This window comes from Actinoplanes sp. HUAS TT8, assembly GCF_051380535.1.
Lineage (GTDB): Bacteria > Actinomycetota > Actinomycetes > Mycobacteriales > Micromonosporaceae > Actinoplanes.
In genome coordinates this window covers 484,341-500,894 of the sequence record NZ_CP195646.1, presented here as the reverse complement: position 1 = coordinate 500,894, position 16,554 = coordinate 484,341, and the positions used below count along the sequence as shown (strand labels likewise).

General features: G+C 71.1%; 15 protein-coding genes and 1 tRNA gene. 8 read left to right on the top strand and 8 right to left on the bottom strand.

Features of this window, described 5'->3' with window-relative positions; genetic code table 11:
- Positions 1 to 8 precede the first annotated feature (8 nt).
- A complete protein-coding gene (locus ACSHV8_RS02130; protein ID WP_436528824.1) occupies positions 9 to 2,093 on the top strand; it encodes a helicase-associated domain-containing protein in 2,085 nt (694 codons plus the stop codon).
- Here the strand turns inward: ACSHV8_RS02130 and ACSHV8_RS02125 are convergent.
- Complete coding sequence (locus ACSHV8_RS02125) at positions 2,080 to 2,973, bottom strand: DUF5995 family protein (protein WP_436528822.1); 894 nt, start codon at positions 2,971 to 2,973, stop codon at positions 2,080 to 2,082. The two genes, ACSHV8_RS02130 and ACSHV8_RS02125, sit on opposite strands and share 14 nt — an antisense overlap.
- A gap of 301 nt (positions 2,974 to 3,274) precedes the next feature.
- On the opposite strand from ACSHV8_RS02125, the gene ACSHV8_RS02120 reads away from it, so the two are divergent.
- From ACSHV8_RS02120 to ACSHV8_RS02100, 5 genes are all read left to right on the top strand, one after another.
- Positions 3,275 to 3,616 carry a hypothetical protein gene (locus ACSHV8_RS02120; protein ID WP_436536669.1) on the top strand — a complete coding sequence of 114 codons (342 nt, stop codon included), beginning with the start codon at positions 3,275 to 3,277 and terminating at the stop codon, positions 3,614 to 3,616.
- Positions 3,613 to 4,008 carry a roadblock/LC7 domain-containing protein gene (locus tag ACSHV8_RS02115; protein ID WP_436528820.1) on the top strand — a complete coding sequence of 132 codons (396 nt, stop codon included), beginning with the start codon at positions 3,613 to 3,615 and terminating at the stop codon, positions 4,006 to 4,008. Before ACSHV8_RS02120 ends, ACSHV8_RS02115 begins: the two co-directional genes overlap by 4 nt.
- A 10-nt stretch (positions 4,009 to 4,018) precedes the next feature.
- Positions 4,019 to 4,528, top strand: a complete 510-nt coding sequence (locus ACSHV8_RS02110) for a hypothetical protein (protein ID WP_436528818.1) — start codon at positions 4,019 to 4,021, stop codon at positions 4,526 to 4,528.
- 25 nt (positions 4,529 to 4,553) lie between these two features.
- A complete protein-coding gene (locus tag ACSHV8_RS02105; protein WP_436528817.1) occupies positions 4,554 to 4,934 on the top strand; it encodes a VOC family protein in 381 nt (126 codons plus the stop codon).
- 243 nt (positions 4,935 to 5,177) lie between these two features.
- Positions 5,178 to 6,587 carry a ricin-type beta-trefoil lectin domain protein gene (locus ACSHV8_RS02100; protein ID WP_436528815.1) on the top strand — a complete coding sequence of 470 codons (1,410 nt, stop codon included), beginning with the start codon at positions 5,178 to 5,180 and terminating at the stop codon, positions 6,585 to 6,587.
- Between the two features lie 55 nt (positions 6,588 to 6,642).
- Here the strand turns inward: ACSHV8_RS02100 and ACSHV8_RS02095 are convergent, their stop codons facing one another.
- From ACSHV8_RS02095 to ACSHV8_RS02075, 5 genes are all read right to left on the bottom strand, one after another.
- Complete coding sequence (locus ACSHV8_RS02095) at positions 6,643 to 8,766, bottom strand: hypothetical protein (RefSeq protein WP_436528813.1); 2,124 nt, start codon at positions 8,764 to 8,766, stop codon at positions 6,643 to 6,645.
- A 294-nt stretch (positions 8,767 to 9,060) separates the two neighbouring features.
- Positions 9,061 to 9,133: transfer RNA gene (locus ACSHV8_RS02090), tRNA-Trp, on the bottom strand.
- An 80-nt stretch (positions 9,134 to 9,213) separates the two neighbouring features.
- Positions 9,214 to 9,528: a helix-turn-helix domain-containing protein gene (locus tag ACSHV8_RS02085; protein ID WP_436528811.1), complete on the bottom strand. Its 315-nt coding sequence runs from the start codon at positions 9,526 to 9,528 to the stop codon at positions 9,214 to 9,216.
- Positions 9,525 to 9,890 (bottom strand): type II toxin-antitoxin system RelE/ParE family toxin, encoded by a 366-nt coding sequence (locus ACSHV8_RS02080; protein ID WP_436536667.1) that lies wholly within the window; start codon positions 9,888 to 9,890, stop codon positions 9,525 to 9,527. The genes ACSHV8_RS02085 and ACSHV8_RS02080 overlap by 4 nt, the downstream gene beginning before the upstream one ends.
- 98 nt (positions 9,891 to 9,988) lie before the next feature.
- On the bottom strand, positions 9,989 to 10,480 hold the full coding sequence (locus ACSHV8_RS02075; protein WP_436528809.1) for a sigma-70 family RNA polymerase sigma factor: 492 nt from the start codon (positions 10,478 to 10,480) through the stop codon (positions 9,989 to 9,991).
- Between the two features lie 172 nt (positions 10,481 to 10,652).
- Between ACSHV8_RS02075 and ACSHV8_RS02070 the strand changes: the two genes are divergently transcribed.
- Complete coding sequence (locus ACSHV8_RS02070; RefSeq protein ID WP_436528807.1) at positions 10,653 to 13,361, top strand: AAA family ATPase; 2,709 nt, start codon at positions 10,653 to 10,655, stop codon at positions 13,359 to 13,361.
- A 2-nt stretch (positions 13,362 to 13,363) separates the two neighbouring features.
- Here ACSHV8_RS02070 and ACSHV8_RS02065 read toward each other — a convergent pair whose 3' ends face one another.
- Both ACSHV8_RS02065 and ACSHV8_RS02060 read right to left on the bottom strand, forming a co-directional pair.
- A complete protein-coding gene (locus ACSHV8_RS02065; RefSeq protein WP_436528805.1) occupies positions 13,364 to 14,563 on the bottom strand; it encodes a glycosyltransferase family 39 protein in 1,200 nt (399 codons plus the stop codon).
- Positions 14,564 to 14,804: 241 nt separating this feature from the next.
- On the bottom strand, positions 14,805 to 15,383 hold the full coding sequence (locus ACSHV8_RS02060; RefSeq protein WP_436528803.1) for a TetR/AcrR family transcriptional regulator: 579 nt from the start codon (positions 15,381 to 15,383) through the stop codon (positions 14,805 to 14,807).
- A gap of 116 nt (positions 15,384 to 15,499) precedes the next feature.
- Here ACSHV8_RS02060 and ACSHV8_RS02055 point away from each other — a divergent pair, with 116 nt between their 5' ends.
- Positions 15,500 to 16,549 carry an FAD-dependent oxidoreductase gene (locus tag ACSHV8_RS02055; RefSeq protein WP_436528801.1) on the top strand — a complete coding sequence of 350 codons (1,050 nt, stop codon included), beginning with the start codon at positions 15,500 to 15,502 and terminating at the stop codon, positions 16,547 to 16,549.
- Positions 16,550 to 16,554: the final 5 nt, after the last annotated feature.

Sequence of the window (16,554 nt, the reverse complement as noted above, 5' to 3'; positions counted from 1 at the left end):
TGGCTGCCGTGGTCGTCTCCGAGCAGTCTCGCAACGCCCTCGTCACCCACTTGCACAACCTGACCGAGCGGCAGCTCGCCGACCTGGCGGCGGCTCGCCGGGATCTCACCCTCGAACCGTTGCCGGCGACGCTGACGCAGCTGGCCGGGCACATGCTGACCCGGGAGTCGCTCGCCGTCGCGATCGCCTCGTCGGCGCGGCCGGGCCTGCAGGTGGGCGAGGCGGTCGCCGCGCTGGGCGACGGGTGGACGGTCGCACGGCTGGCCGGGCTCATCGGCGTACGGGAAGATGACGCTGCCCTGAGCGAAGCGGTGGCCGGGCTTTCGGCGGTGGCCCTGATCTGGCCGGTCGGTGGCGGCTTCGCCGCCGATCATCTGGAGGCGGTCTGGCCGGAGCCGCTCGGCCTGGGGCCGCGGGCCGCGGATCTGCTGGCCGGCGCCACCGTGCCGCAGGCGCGGAGGCTGGCCGAGCGGTTCGGGGTGGCCGCCGGGCGACGGAAGCACGACGTGGTGGCCGCGGTCGCCGGTTGGCTGGGTGACCCCGGCCATGTCCGCGCGGTCGCGGCGGGGGCGTCCACCGAGGACCATCGGCGACTGCGGGAGGTGGCGGAGCAACCGGGCCTCGCGATGACCCACATCTACTCCGGCGCCGGCGTGGTCCGGGATCTGCCGTGGGCGGTCGAGCACGGGCTGCTGATCCCGTCCGGGTGGGGTGGCGGCGGGCGGATGCCCCGCGAGGTGGCGCTGGCCCTGCGCGGTGAGGACTATCGGGCGCCGTTCGACGGCGAGCCGCCCGCGGCGCCGACCACGCCGGTCAGCGCCGCGGCGGTGGCCCGGGACGCGGCGGCCGCGGCCAACGAGACCCTGTCGGCGGTCGCCGCCCTGATGGAGACGATCGGCCGGTCACCGGTCGGGCTGCTCAAGACCGGTGGGCTCGGGCTCCGGGAGTTGCGCCGGCTGGCCAAGGAAGTCCGGCTGGACGAGGACCGGGCCCGGCTCAGCGTCGAGGTGGTCACCGCGGGCGGGCTGACCTCGGCCGATGAGGACGGGCTGGCCGTGGGTCCGGTGTACGGGGAATTCACCGCCCTCGAACCGGGCGCGAAACTCGTCGACCTCGTCGCGTCGTGGCTGCAGATGCCGGCCTGTCCGCTGGCTCCGCCCCGGCCCGGCGAGCCGGCCGAGCGGGCGCTCTACTGGGATCCCGAGGAGGAGGCCATCCTGATCGGGCTGCGCACGGCCCTGCTGCGCGTCACCGGCGGGCTCACCGAGGACGGGCGGGCGATCACCCGCGACGGCCTGGCCGCGAGGTTCGCCTGGCGGCACCCGGTGCTCGCGGAGACCGCCGGCGACGACTACGAGCGGTTCGTGACCGGCATCTGGCGCGAGGCCCACGCCATCGGGCTGCTCGCCCAGGGGGCGCCGACCGCCCTGGGCCGGCACCTGCTGGCCGCCGAGCCGGAGGAGACACACCGGGCGGCGGCCGCCATGGTGGCCGGCGAACGCGCGACCGTCATGCTGCAGAACGATCTGACCGCGGTGGCGACCGGCACGCCGTCGGCGTCGCTGCTGGCCCTGCTGGGCGGGGTGGCCGACGCGGAGTCGCGCGGTGGCGCCTGGACATGGCGGTTCTCCGCGGCCAGCGTGCGGCGGGCGTTCGACGACGGCGCCCGGGCGGACGAGCTGATCGAGCGCCTCGCTTCGGTCGCCGAGGGCGGGCGGCTGCCGCAGGCCCTGAGCTACCTGATCGGGGACGTGGCGCGCCGGCACGGGCGGGTCCGGGTGCAGCCGGCCGCCTGTTGCCTGTGCAGCGACGACGAGGCGCTGCTGACCGAGATCCTGCACACCCGGTCGCTGCGGTCGCTGAAGCTGACACAGCTGGCGCCGACGGTGCTGAGCAGCGTCAAACCGGAGGCCGAGACCCTGGCCGCGCTGCGGGCGGCCGGATTCGCGCCGGCCGGGACGGGGTCGATCGAGCGGGTCACCCGACCGCGGCGGCCGGAGCCGGTCGAGGCATCGGAGCCGGAGGGGTGGACGGACGACCTTCGTCTGGTGGAGCCCGCCGAGTTCGCGGCGCGGCTGGTCAGCGGCGCGTGAACAGGCGTCGCGCCCAGGCGGTGACGGTCAGCCAGACGGCCTTGAGCAGGGTCGTGCCGGTGAGCAGGGTCTCGCCGGCGCAGGCGGAGGCGCGGTCGAGGATCAGCAGGGCCCGGGCCAGGTCCTCCGGGTCGTCGCGCAGGCGCCACAGGATCTCGGCCTGCTCCCAGGCCATGGCCCGGGTGGTGCGGACCAGGATGCGCTGGCTCCAGTCGTCGAGGTCGCCGACGCACCGGTCGATCTCCAGCTGCCAGGCGGTCGCGAAACGGCGCCGCAGCAGCGGGATCTGCTGGTAGAAGATGCGATTGACCAGCAGGTAGTCCGGGTGCTGGGGGCCGTCGCCCGGGAAACCGAGGCGTTCCCAGGTGGCGACCACGGCCAGGGCGAGGTCGTGGTTGATGTGGGCGTTGACGCCGAGGACGGCGGCATCCATCAGGGTGACCGAGTCGTCGTGGGCGCGGCGGAACAGGACCTCCCAGGCGTCGGCCGGGTCGGCGCCGGCCACACCCCAGGTGCCGAGGGCACGGAAATACAGGCGGGCGAATTCGACGTCCAGGGTCTCCAGCCACTGCGGGTCGGTGCAATCGGGACCGCGCAGACTTTCGGCGACCTGCTCGGTGATCGTGAGATAGAGGGTGTTGAACGCGGCGACACGATTGGCGCCGGGGCTCGGCGGCAGAGAATCAAGAATTTTCTGTACGACCTTGAGCCGCGCGATCACCCCGGCGATGTCCTCGGGCGGGGTCGCCACCGAGGCCAGCATCTCCTGCTGCGCCGGTGACCAGTCGTGGGCGGCGGTGGCCACGGTGCGGGCGAGGCGCTGCCGGCCGTCGGCGAGGGCGACGGCGCTGGACTGCGCGCGGTCTCGATCAAAGTTCACGTGGTCATCGTGGCGCTTCCTCCCCCGTACGGGAAACTCTGTTTCATTGTCCGATGACCGACGTATCCGCCCGCCTTTCCGAAATTCCCGATAATTTCCCCTCTTTGCGGTTCGGAGAAATGTCCATCCACCGTTGCGACGTTTCAAGGTCCGTTCGGGCGATGCGGACAAAGATCTTCGTACCGACCTCGGTTTAGTTCAGTGCCCTTCCATTTCGGGCGTGCCACTGTTGGCCCCGGCTGAACATGTTTTGTCGGAACGGAGCTTGGCAGTGAATATCGAGACGGCCCTCAAGGAAGCCATGACGATCGAGGGCGCGATCGGCGTCGCCCTCGTCGACTACACCAGCGGTCTGACCCTGGGTGTGCTCGGCGGCGGTCAGATCATGGACATGAACATCGCGGCGGCGGGCAACACCGACGTGATCCGTGCCAAGGTCCGCACGCTGAACATGCTCGGTCTGCAGGACGGCATCGAGGACATCCTGATCACCCTCGACACCCAGTACCACCTGATCCGCCTGCTGCAGAACAAGCGCAACGGCGACGCCTTCTTCCTGTACCTGTCGCTGCAGAAGGACCGGGCCAACCTGGGCCTGGCGCGGCACCAGCTCCGCAAGATCGAGGCGGACCTGGACGTATGACCACCATCGAGGAGCAACACGTCCTCTCCGAGCTCGCCCGGCTGCGCATGCAGGTGCCGGGCGTGCTCGGGTGCGTGGTGGCGGGTGTCGACGGCCTGCTCATGCTCTACGACACCACCACCGGCACCGAGCCGCACGACGTGGCGGCGCTGGCGGCGGGCGCGCACGGCATCAGCCGGACCACCGGGGCGGTCCTCGGGCAGGGTGGATTCTCCGACGTGACGATCCACAACCAGAACGGCTACCTGTCGGTCTACGCGATCGGGGAGCTGGCTCTGCTGGTCGTCATCGGGGACGGGCAGCTCAACATCGCCCGGCTGCACCTGGAGGCACGGCCGGTCACGAACCGGCTGTCCGAGATGCTGCAGATCCGCCCCGCGCACCACATGTGAGACCACCGTCATGACCGTCGACGGATCGAACGCCGGCGCCCCGCGGATGATCAGCGGGGCGCCGCTTCGTCTTGCCCTGGTGGGGGTGCTGGTCGCCGGTTCCTCGGCCGGGTGCGCGGATCTCGTCTCCGCGGCCGGTGGGTGTTCCGAGCGCGATGAGCGGTTCGTCGCCACCCTGGCCGGCCTGCCGATCCTGGCCGCCCACCCGGACACCGCGACGCAGGTGGACGCGTCGTCGCGCTGCGACACCGACGACGGCTTCGCCGAGGCGGGACGGCGGTATCAGACCGCGATGCCCCGCGCGGACGTCAAGTCCTTCTACCGATCGGCGGCCACGGCCGACGGGTGGCAGGCCGACCCCCCGGGATGCTTCAGCAAGACGGTCGACGGGGCCACGGCCTACTTCAAGGTGTGGTTCCCGAGCGACTACAACCACCTCGGGGATCCGGAAACTCAGGAGCCGGCGGACGTGTACGGCGTCGAAGTGACCGGCTCGCACGACGGCGAGGCCTGGTGCTGACCGCGCGCCGCCTAAGATCCGGCGCATGACCAGCCGCGTCGGGGACATCACGATCGACTGCAACGACCCGGAACTGATGGCCACGTTCTGGAGCGCGGCGCTCGGCTACCGGATCTTCGCGCGGGACGAGACCGGCGTCGCCATCCGCGGGGCGACGGTCAGCCCGGACATCCTGTTCATCCGGGTCCCGGAACGCAAGACGGTGAAGAGCCGCCTGCACTTCGACGTCTGCCCGACCGACTGCGGACAGGACGAGGAACTCGCCCGGCTGCTCGGCCTCGGCGCGAGACGGTCGAGCATCGTCGGCAGCGGCTCGTGGATCGTGCTGGAGGACCCCGAGGGCAACGAGTTCTGCCTGATGTCCAAGCGCATCCCGGCGGAGCCGGCCCCCTTCCACGACGCCTGACCGGCGGGACTTCCTCGTCCGTACGGGGAAATCGGGTTTGTGGGTCTTTGAAGACGTGTGATGTTGCCGTGTTTCATACATTTAAGGTTATTTAAGGTTCCTGCTTCGGTGGGGGCTGAGCTGGGAAAACGTGGCGTCGATCGCGTTGTGTGACGTTGACCGATACATCGACGCGGGCGTAATTGTTAACCGCCTTACCAATCCCGGCCAGGCTCCCCCACCACGGCAAGGGAGATCACCCCCGTGAAACGCTCCCGTATCCTCGCGATCCTCACCGCGACCGTCACCGTCGGGACGCTCGGCGTCCTCGGCATCACCAACGCCTCGGCGGCCAGCGCCGGCGCCGTCAAGAGCTCGCTGAACGGCAAGTGCCTCGACGTCACCGACGGCTCGACCGCCAACGGCAACCTTCCCCAGCTGTGGGACTGTGTCGCCGGCAGCAGCAACCAGACCTGGACGTTCGCCGACAACGGGTCGGTCCAGGGGCGCGGCAAGTGCCTCGACGTCGCGAACAACGCGACCACCGACGGCGCCGCCGTGCACCTCTGGGACTGCTTCGACACCGTCGCCAGTCAGAAGTGGACGCTCAGCGCCGCCGGTGACCTGGTGAACACCGCGTCCGGCAAGTGCCTGGACGTCAAGGACAAGAGCACCGCCAACGGCGCCAAGCTGCAGATCTGGTCGTGCACCGGCACGTCCAACCAGAAGTGGACGTTCGGCGGCGGTTCGAGCCCGACCACCAGCCCGACGACCGCGCCGCCGACCGGCAGCGGTCCCGGCATCAAGGCGGTCGCGCCGTACTACTACACCGGCTGGGGCAACCCGCCGAACCTGACCACGGTCACCAACGCGACCGGCGTCAAGTGGTTCACCATGGCGTTCATGCTGAACAGCGGCAACTGCGACCCCAAGTGGGACGGCTCGCGGGCGCTGACCGGCGGTGCCGACCAGACCGCGATCAACACCATCCGGGCCAACGGCGGCGACGTGGTGATCTCGTTCGGCGGGGCGGCCGGACCGTGGTTGGAGCACTACTGCACCAGCGCGACCGCGCTGGCCGCGGCGTACCAGAAGGTGATCAACGCGTACTCGCTCAAGGCGATCGACATCGACATCGAGGGTACGCCGTACGACACCCCGGCCGACCAGCAGAAGACGGTCGACGCCCTGAAGATCATCAAGGCCAACAACCCGGGCATCACCACGTACATCACCCTGGGCAGCGGCACCGGCGGGCCGGACGCGTCGCTGATCAACCGGGCGGCCGGCGCCGGCCTGGTCGTCGACGGCTGGGGCATCATGACCTTCGACTGGGGCAACACCGGCGGTAACCAGGGCCAGCTGACGATCCAGGCCGCCGATGGGCTCAAGAACAAACTGAAGACGGCGTACGGATGGTCGGACGCCGACGCGTACAAGCACGTGGGCATCTCGTCCATGAACGGCATCACCGACGAGCACGCGACGGTGACCCTGGCCGACATGCAGACGATCACCGCGTACGCGCAGCAGCACACGATTGCCCGGCTGACGTTCTGGTCGCTGAACCGGGACCGGCAGTGCCCGGGCGCCTACCCGAACGACGACACCTGCAGTGGGGTGTCGCAGTCGGCGTACCAGTTCACCAAGATCATCGGCGCCTACAAGGGCTGACCTGACGGCCGGAGGGCTCATGGGCGCGGCGCGCGTTGCCCACGGGCCCTCCGGTTCAGCCGATGGTCGCGATCGCGTCGATGTTGAGGCGCGAACCCTGGTTGACGAACTTCACCGTGTGGGTGCCCGAACCCGTCCACGTCAGCGTGTAGACGATCGTGTTGCTCCAGGCCATGCCGTTGTACAGGGTGACCGTGCTGAACTTCGCGCCGTCGACGTACACGTCGGCCGGCCCGCTGGTCTTGTCGCGGGTGCCGATCAGGCCGATCGCGCGGCCGGTGAACGTGTACGACACCGCCGCCCCGCGGGCCGTCGTGGTCCGTTCGCTGCCGCCGAGGCGGGCCGGGCTCGTGACCGTGGACCAGGCGCCGGTGTAGGTGCCCCCGCGCACGTCCAGGGTTGCCGTGTTCCAGGCGCCCATGACCGTACCCGAATGTCCGATCTTGTCGGAAACCGCGAGTTGCCAGCGGGTCCTGACCCCCGGCCGGGCCGTCGCCTCGATCTTGCGGACGGTCGTCCCGAGACCGGCCCAGGCGCCCGAGTCCTGCGCGATCCTCTGCTGGGCGACCCCGTTGGGATCGGTCAGGCCCCAGCTCACCGACACCGGAACGCCGGACGTGGTGACCGTCCCGCCGGCCCGCAGCACGGCCAGCGGCGCCGGGGTGCCGGCCGGGGCGTTGCCGTCGACGGTCACCGTGACCGTGCCGGTGCGGCTGGTGTTGCCGTACGGGTCGGTCGCCACCGCCTGCAACGTGTGCTTGCCGTCCGGGATCGCCGCCGAGACCGAGGTCGCGGTCCCCGGCGCGGTGGCCACGACCTGGCCGTCGGCCAGCACCGACACCGAGGTGACGGCCGTGTCGTCGGTGACCGGGGTCCAGCTCACCGTGGTCTTCGGCGTGGTCAGCGACGCCGACGTCTTCGGGCTGACCAGCGCGAACGCGGACGGCGCCCGGGTGTCACCGACCCCGCCGACGGTCACCGGCAGGCCGGCCGCGGTGGCCGCCCCCGTACGGATGCTGATCGTCCCGGCCGGATCGTTCCAGCCCTCGCCGGGCCGCAGCACCGGCATCGTCGGCTGATACGAGATCAGCTGGTGATCGTGCACGAAGTCGCTGCTCAGGCTCGTGTCGGTGAAGCGCACGGCGAGCCCGGTCCCGGCGCCGCTCAGCGACTGGTCGAGGCGGGCGCCGTCGCGGTACTCCAGGTAGTAGGCGCGCGTCCCGCTCCGATAGGTCAGCTGCCGCACCCCCTGGCCGCCGGACAGCGGCGCGAGCACGACCTGTTTCCCGGCCGTCGCGACCTGCGTGCCGCCCGAACCGAGCACGCCGAGCTGGTCCAGGTGCGCGGCGGTCAGCTCACCGGTCGCGCGGCTGCCCATGATGTCCCACGGATCCGCGTACCCCTCGACCTGGCAATTCGCGGACAACGGCACCGGATTCGTCCGCGCCGGGTCCGACCAGCAGTGATAGCCGTCGCTGTGCCACAGACCCAGGTTGTGGCCGAGCTCGTGCCCCAGCACCTGCGTGGTGTTGTAGCCGTTGAGCCAGACGAAACCGCCCCCGCCGACATAGCCGAGACCGGCAAAACCACAGGCGCTCTCGTACGGGTAGTAGACGACGATGTGATGGAACTGGTCCTGGGCCACACTGCCGGCGATCCCCCGCGCGGCCGACTCGATCGCGCTGGTGTCACAGCCGGTCACGGTGATCTTCCGCGCCTCGGTGACCCGGTCCAGGGTGAACCGGATCGCACCCCCGGACACGGTGTCGTAATACTTGTCGACGCTCGCGGTGGTCGCGGCGAAGGCCGCCGCGTCGGGCAGCGCGCTGCCCTTCCAGAACACCGGCACCACCACCAGGTGGTGCGTTCCGCTCACGGTTTCATTCGAAGAGATTGACGTACGGCCATGGAGCCCTTCCACCGTGCCGTCCGCCCCACGCGTGACGGTCACGCTCGACCCCTCCGCGATCCCCCGCGCCAGCGACTCCGGGACCTCGATCGTCGCCCCCGCCCCGGTGGCGACACTGGTCCGCACCACATCCGGCCCCCGCCCGAACGTGTCCACCACCGCGCGCCGCAGCACGCCGTCGGTCACGGTCTCACTGGGCGCGGCGTGGGCGGCGGCCGGAGTCGCGAGCAGCAGAGCCACCCCGACCAGCGCAGACGAAAGCCGGATCATGGCCGCCACCATCGGCGTACATCCAAAGATCTTGAGAAAATCCGCGGGTTAGAACCCGGCCGCCACGCACGGGATCCGATCAGCCCCGGCCCTCAGAATCAGCGGCCGCGAATATCCGTCCATGCGCGGTCGAGATTGTCGGGGACGGCGGCCGGCAACTGCTGCCACCGCTTGGTACGCCTACCGGCCAGCCGCTCGCGCTGTCCACGGCCTGGGGCGTGGAAGCTCTGCGCTGCGAGGGCGTCTGAAGTTGTTCAGATCCGGCCGGTATCGCCCGGTCGCCGCAGTGGAGGTGGGAGCCGACCGGATTCGAACCGATGTCTTCTGATTCTGGAGACCAGCGCGACGACCTCTGCGCTACGACCCCCACCCCGCCGCGGATCCTATCGGCCGGTGGCGGTCGCGACGGTGTCGGCGACGGGACCGCCGACCGGAATCGGGCACGCTTCAGGCGATCTGCCGAAGGTCGCTGCCGTAGTCGAAGATGATCCGCATGCGGGCGCCCAACGCCCGGGCGTACCGGCTGAGCGTCGCCACCTCGTTGGCTTCGAGGTCACCGTTCTCGATCTGACTGACCCGACCGGGCGAAACGCCCATGATCTCGGCTACCTGACGCTGCGTCAGACCCAGCCGCTTTCGCTCCTCAGCCAGGTGGAAGGCTCCGACCCAGGCCTCGGTCCGGGCCCGCTCGATCTCGAGCGCCTCGTCGTCCCCGTCGTGCAGTTCCGCACGGAGGTCCTCCCAGTCGTGAAACTCAGTCATGAGTTCTCCCTCCGCTTCCTCTCGACAGCAAGCCAGCTGTCATACGCCGTCTCGGCGACAGGGATGGCCGCCCTGTACCACCGTGTCCAGTCACCGGCTTTGTTGCCGGCGACCAGCAACACCGCCTGCGACCAGGGGTCGAACACGAACAACACCCGGATGGCGAAGTCGCGGCCCGACCGCGGCCGCAACTCCCTGAGGTTGCCGATGCTCGAACCGTGCATCGTGTCGACAAGCGGCCGCCCCAAGCCGGGGCCGATCTCCGCGAGCATGTCGATGGCGATGTTCACCGAACGGTAGACCTCGGGATCAGTCTGCCGCAGGGCCCGCAACCAATCCCTCACGGCTGTCGTGGTCTTGATCGACCAGCGGCGCGGGGAGTTCTCCGACTGAGCAAACTATAGCCCGAACTAAACATGGACCGCAGCTCACGAAGGCCGGATCAGGCGGAGCCCTTGGGTCAGCGGCCGGCGACGGCGGTGCGGACCGAGCGGAGGGCGTAGTGCGCCCGCGACTTGACCGTCCCGATCGGCACGCCCAGCCGGCGGGCCGCCTCGTCCGGAGTGCGGCCCTGGACGTACAGCTCGGCCAGCACCCGCCGGTGCGGCGTGCTCAAATTGCCGATGGCGTGGCGCAGCGAGTCGACCGCCATCACCGTGCCCGACGTCTCGTCCGGGCCGGGTTCGGTCAGGTCGCCGAGGTCGACCTCGGCCGGGCGGGCGGACCGGCGGCGGATGGCGTCGATGGCGACGTTGCGGGCGACCGTGAACAGCCAGCGCCGGGTGTGGTCGGGTTCGGCCGGGAGGGTGTCGATGTGCCGCCAGGCTCTCAGCATCGTCTCCTGCAGGAGGTCCTCGGCGCTGAACCGGTTACCGGCGGTGAACCCGGACAGGAAGCCGAGCAGGTCGCGGGCGTGCCGGGTGTGCAGGTCGGTCAGGCGTTCGTCTCTCACGCCGGTCACTGTGCTGGCCGGCAGCCGCACGTCGCGCCCGTGCGGGGTACTGGTGCCCGGGTCCCGTGGTTGTCGCGGGTCAACCTCACGTATACCGGTTTTGCGGGTTCACCACGGGTTGCGTGACGCTGCTTATTGACGGTGCGTAATGGGCTGTCCAAGGATCGGATGCGTGGTGTTGCGGGGGCGGAAGAGTGAGCAGGCGGCCCTGGCCGGCCTGTTGGGGGCGGCCCGGGCCGGCCGTAGTGGCGCGCTGGTCGTGGTCGGTGAGGCCGGGATCGGGAAGTCGGCGTTGCTGGATGCGGCGGTCGAGGAGGCGAGGGGTCTGCGGGTGGCCCGGGTCGCCGGGGTCGAGTCGGAGATGGAGTTGCCGTTCGCGGCGTTGCAGCGTTTGTGCGGCCCGGTGCTCGATCACCTCGACCGGTTGCCGGTGCCGCAGCGGGCGGCCCTGGAGGTGACATTCGGGCTGCGCGGCGGCCCGGCGCCGGAGCCGTTCTTCGTCGGTCTGGCCGTGTTGACGCTGCTGGCCGAGGTGGCGGCCGAGAAGCCGTTGCTGTGTGTGGTGGACGACGCGCAGTGGCTGGACCAGTCGTCGGCGCAGACTCTGGCTTTCGTGGCGCGGCGGTTGCACGCCGAGTCGGTCGCCATGATCTTCGCGAAGCGCGAGAGTGACAGTCTCGGCCAGTTGCCGGAGTTGCCGCTGGGCGGGCTGAGCGAGAAGGACGCCCGGGAGCTGCTGGAGTCGGTGGTCCGCTGGCCGCTCGACGCCGACGTGCGCGGCGCGCTGCTGGCCGAGGCCCGGGGTAATCCGCTGGCGCTGCTGGAGTTGCCGCTGGGCTGGTCCCCGGCCGGGATGGCGGGCGGGTTCGGGCTGGCCCGGGGGCACGGCCGGCTGGAGGAGAGTTTCCTGCGCCGCATCGACGAGTTGGATGCGGACGCGCGGCTGCTGCTGTTGCTGGCCGCGGCCGACCCGGTCGGTGACTCGTTCCTGCTGCGCCGGGCGGCCGCCCATCTGGGGCTGGGGCCGGAGGCCGGCGATCCGTTGCACGCGGCCGGGTTGATGCGGATCGGTTCGCGGGTGGTGTTCCGGCACACGCTGGTGCGGTCGGCGGTCTACGGGGCGGCGTCGTCGGCCAACCGTCGCCGGGTGCACGCGGCGCTGGCCGAGGCCACTTCGCGGGAGGCCGACCCGGACCGGCACGCCTGGCATCGGGCCTATGCGACGGCCGGCACCGACGAGACGGTCGCGGCCGAGCTGGCCGCGTCGGCCGACCGGGCCCAGGCGCGTGGTGGGCTGGCCGCGGCGGCGGCGTTCCTGCAGCGGGCGGCCGAGCTGACCGCCGATCCGGGGGTGCGGGCCGACCGGGAGCTGGCCGCGGCCCGGGCCAAGTACCGGGCGGGTGCCCCGGATGCGGCGGCGGCGCTGCTGGCCGGGGCCGGCATGGGCCCGGGCGACGAGTTGCGCGGCGCGATGATCGGGCTGCTGCGCGGGCAGATGGCGTTCGCGTCGGCGACCCGCAGCGCCGAGGCGCCGGGTCTGCTGGTCGACACCGCGCGGCGGCTGGAGCCGCTGGATCCGGGGCTGGCCCGGCAGACCTATCTGGAGGCGTTCGCCGGGGCGGTGTTCGTCGGCCGGCTGGCCACCGACACCGGGCTGGCCGAGGTCGCCACGGCCGCGTTGAAGACCAGTGCTCAGGGTGAGCCGGGGCCGCGGGATCTGCTGCTCGACGGGCTGGCCACGCTCTACACCGACGGGTTCGAGGCGGGCACCGACCTGATCCGCCGGTCGCTGGCCGGCTTCCGGGAGGGTGTGGCCGCGCAGGACGCGATCCACCTGGTCTACGTGGTGTCGCATGCCGCGCACACGGTCTGGGACGACGACGCCTGGCAGGACCTGACGATGCGGCACCTGCGCAACGCCCGGGCCACCGGGGCCCTGGCCGGGCTGCCGTTCATCCTCTACCAGCGGCTGGCCCTGCACCTGCATCAGGGCGAGATCGCCGCGGCTGCGGCCCTGGTCGACGAGGTCGACGCGATCGGGACGGCGACCGGTGACGTGCAGCCGCCGATCGCCGCGCTCGCGGTCGCCGCGTGGCGGGGCCGGGAGGAGGTCGTGTCCGCTCTGATCGGTGAGGTGACCGACGTGCTGACCGAAAGGGGTCAGGGCGCGGTGCTGACCGCCATGCACATGTTCGGCGCGGTGCTGAACAACGGGCTGGGCCGCTACGCCGAGGCGCAGGCCGCGGCCGAGCGGGCGACCGCGTACCGGTTGGAGGCCGGGTTCGCCGACTGGGCGCTGGTCGAGCTGGTCGACGCGGCGGTCCGCAACGGTGATCGGGACGCGGCGACGCGGGCGTTCGCCCGGCTGACGGCGCGGACCGGGCCGAGCGGCACCGACTGGGGGCTGGGTGTCGAGGCGCGGTCGCGGGCGCTGCTCACCGACGGGGCCGGGGCCGAGCCGCTCTATCGCGAGGCGGTCGAGCGGCTGGCCCGCTGCCGCGCCGCGTTCATGCTGGCCAGGACCCATTTGGTGTACGGCGAGTGGCTGCGCCGGGCCGGTCGCAACGGTGATGCGCGTGATCAGCTGCGGGCCGCGTACGACATGTTCTCGTCCTTCGGTGCCGAAGCCTATGCCGACCGGGCCGGCCGGGAGCTGGCCGCGACCGGCGCCCCGATCCAGGCGCGGGTGGTCCCGGCGCCGACCGAGCTGACCCCGCAGGAGCGGCAGATCGCCCGCCGGGCCCGGGACGGCCAGTCGAACACCGAGATCGGTGCCGAGCTGTTCCTGAGCAGCCGCACGGTCGAGTGGCACCTGCGCAAGGTCTTCACCAAGCTGACCATCAGCAACCGCCGCGAGCTGCGCACGGCCCTGCGCGACTGAACCTAGATGGCCTGGCCGGAGATGAACGGGAGCCAGCCCGCGTACCAGCCGGAGAGCAGCGCGAGCGCGCCCAGCGCGATGGCCAGGTCACGGTCCTTGGCGCGGGCCAGGGCGACGGCCGGGATCAGCAGCACCGGGAACGCGGGCAGCAGGTGCCGGCCCATCATCGAGATGTGCGCGTGCGCGCCGACGACGAGCACCAGGGTCGCCGCCGCGTACACGGTCAGCTGCCACGGCGCGCGGCGCACGAGCAGGGCCAGCAGCATGATGAACCCGGCCAGGAACAGCACGGACAGGATGCGGATGGGCTTGTTCCCGTTGTCGTCGCCGACGCCCATCATGATGTCGTTGACCGTGTCCCAGAGCGACTTGCCCCAGTCCCATTCGGCACCGAACTGGTGCGCGTGGATGGAGAAATACTCGGACACGCTGCCGATGCGGTAGGACGCGTACCCGATGTAACCCAGCAGACCCACAGGAGCCAAGAGCATTGCGGCGTACGGCCGCCAGCCGCCCCGCCGGGAGATCGCCGCGACCAGGGCGGCCAGGCCGACCGTGCCGATCAACGCGGCTGCGGTGGGCCGGCTCAGGCCGCTGAGGCCGGCGAGCAGGCCGGCGATCAGCCAGCGTTCCTTGAGCACGGAGTAGAGGGCCCAGACGGCCAGCGCGGTGAACAGCGACTCGCTGAACGCGCCGTTCTCGGTCATGGCGGCCGGCACGATCGCCCACATGGCGGCGAACAGCACACCGACGCGACGGCTGTGCAGGTGCCGCCCGATCGCGTAGAGGCCCCAGGCGGCGGCGACGGCCGACACGAACGAGACGATCAGGCAGGCGACGACCGGGGAGATGAACGGCACGTAGGTCAGCGGGCGGGCCAGCCACGGGTAGAGCGGGAAGAACATCAGGCGCAACTGGTACGGCACGCCGTCGGCGTCGACCGCGCCGATCGGGCCGCCGATCCCCTGGCCGGCGATCTTCGTGTACCACCGGGCGTCCCACGACACCAGCGCGTCCATGATCGAGGTGAAGCTGCGCCACTGGTTGTTGATGGTGCCGTCCGGGTAGACCTGCTTGCCCGGCGCGCGGACGGCCGCGTGGCTGGCCAGCACGTACATGACGTCGAGGCTGAGCGAGCGGATCATCAGGTACAGCCCGATGGCAGGGGCGGCCGACCAGGCCGCCGCGCGCAGCCGGGACATCCGGCTGCCGGGAACGGCCGGGTCGGGAGTCGCCGCGGGCGGGGTGTCGTCGTCGGCCGTGTCGGCGCGAACGTCCGTGACGTCAGAAATCGGAACGCCCTCCAGCTCGGATGCCGATCGCGGCTAGGAGAGCACCGAAGGCCGGACGCGCCGCTCATCGACCAGAATCGTTGCCGGAGACTATCGCCCCGGGCCTGGATCCCGCGATCCCCCGTGCGGTCGGATGATCAACGCCGTACGGCTAAATGGGGTTTTTCCATCCTTTGGCAAGGATCTCGAAGACTGTTTCGACGGCGGCCCGGCGATCGGTCCGCGTGCTGGTCAGGGCCGGGATGTCCAGGACGAAACGGGCCAGGGTGACGCAGGCCAGGTCGTCGGCGGGCCGCCCGAACTCGGCGGCGATCGCGGCACCGAGAGTGCCGGTGTGCCGTGTCCACATCCGCTCATGGTGCGCGCGCAGCGCGGGTGTGGCGTCGACGAGCGCGACGAACTCGGCCCGCTGCGGGTGCTCGGCGATCGGCAGCCAGGTGGCCAGCACGTGCCGGCGCAGCGCGTCGACGATGCTCTCGCCCTCGGCCCGGTCGCGGACCGCGGCGATCAGCGCGGCGTCGACGTCCTGCTCCTGGTCGAAGACGAGCGCCTCCTTGCCGCTGAAGTGCTTGAACAGCGTGGTCGTGGAGACATCGGCGGCGTCCGCGACGTCCCGGATGCCGACCTGGTCGTAGCCACGCTCCAGGAACAGGCGCAGGGCGGCGTCGGCGATCGCCTGGCGGGTGGCCGCCTTCTTGCGCTCACGGCGGCCGACGGGGATCTCGTTCACGGGTTGAGCGTATCCGACAGTTGAGTGGGCCACAAAGTTGACTCGTTGCACTTTTTTATCGAGTCTGCTTTTCTGGATGAGGCGCCGCCCCGGCGCCCTCTCGGAAGGAGACAGCCATGAATCGGATCAGCATCATCGGCGCCGGCCCCGGCGGCCTCACCTGCGCCCGCATCCTGCAGCGGCACGGCCTCGCCGTGACCGTCTACGACCGCGACCCCGGCCGCGACGCCCGCAACCAGGGCGGCACCCTCGACCTGCACGCCGACGACGGCCAGGTCGCGCTGCGCGAGGCCGGCCTGCTCGACGAGTTCTTCCGCCTGGCCCGCCCCGAGGGCCAGGAGATGCGCGAGTACGCGATCACCGGCGACCTGCGCGAGCACCACCGCCCCGAGGAGGGCGAGCTGTTCAAACCCGAGATCGACCGCGGGCAGCTGCGTGACCTGCTCCTCGACTCCCTGGAGCCGGGCACCGTGCGGTGGGGACACGCCCTGGCCTCGACCGACGGCCGAACCCTCCGGTTCAAGGACGGCACTGCGACCGAAACTGATCTCGTCATCGGGGCCGACGGCGCCTATTCACGCGTACGTCCGGTGGTGTCCCCGGCCCGGCCGGAGTACACCGGGGTGTCGTTCCTGGAAGCGTGGTTCGACGACGTCGAGAACCGCCACGCGGCGCTGTCCGCACTGGTCGGCCAGGGTGGCGCGCACGCCGCCGACGGCGACCGTGGCCTGTTCGCCCAGCGCAACAGCGGCGGCCACATCCGGGTCTACATCATCCGCCGCTCACCGGCCGACGTGAGCGGCCTGAGCACGGACGAGATCCGGGCCGGGCTGCTCGCCGAGTTCGCCCACTGGTCGCCGGAGCTGCGGCGGCTGGTCGCCGAGAACGACGGCCCCTACGTCGACCGCCCGATCAACGCCCTGCCCGTCCCGCACACCTGGACCCACCACCCCAGCGTCACCCTGCTCGGCGACGCCGCCCACCTGATGCCCCCACTGGGTGTCGGCGTCAACCTGGCCATGCTCGACGCCAGCGACCTGGCCCTGGCCCTGGCCGGCTCCGGCAGCATCGACGAGGGCGTCCGCACCTACGAGTCGATCATGCTCCCGCGCTCGGCCGAGATCGCCAAGATGCTCGAAGGTCGCGCCGAGGACCTGCTCTCGTAGTCCCG

Bases quoted from the DNA above. Each gene is read 5' to 3' on its own strand.
- ACSHV8_RS02120 (WP_436536669.1), top strand. From the start codon at position 3,275: ATGACGATCGAGGGCGCGATCGGCGTCGCCCTCGTCGACTACACCAGC.
- ACSHV8_RS02110 (WP_436528818.1), top strand. From the start codon at position 4,019: ATGACCGTCGACGGATCGAACGCCGGCGCCCCGCGGATGATCAGCGGG.
- ACSHV8_RS02095 (WP_436528813.1), bottom strand. From the start codon at position 8,766: ATGATCCGGCTTTCGTCTGCGCTGGTCGGGGTGGCTCTGCTGCTCGCG.
- ACSHV8_RS02115 (WP_436528820.1), top strand. From the start codon at position 3,613: ATGACCACCATCGAGGAGCAACACGTCCTCTCCGAGCTCGCCCGGCTG.
- ACSHV8_RS02055 (WP_436528801.1), top strand. From the start codon at position 15,500: ATGAATCGGATCAGCATCATCGGCGCCGGCCCCGGCGGCCTCACCTGC.
- ACSHV8_RS02085 (WP_436528811.1), bottom strand. From the start codon at position 9,528: ATGACTGAGTTTCACGACTGGGAGGACCTCCGTGCGGAACTGCACGAC.
- ACSHV8_RS02105 (WP_436528817.1), top strand. From the start codon at position 4,554: ATGACCAGCCGCGTCGGGGACATCACGATCGACTGCAACGACCCGGAA.
- ACSHV8_RS02065 (WP_436528805.1), bottom strand. From the start codon at position 14,563: ATGTCCCGGCTGCGCGCGGCGGCCTGGTCGGCCGCCCCTGCCATCGGG.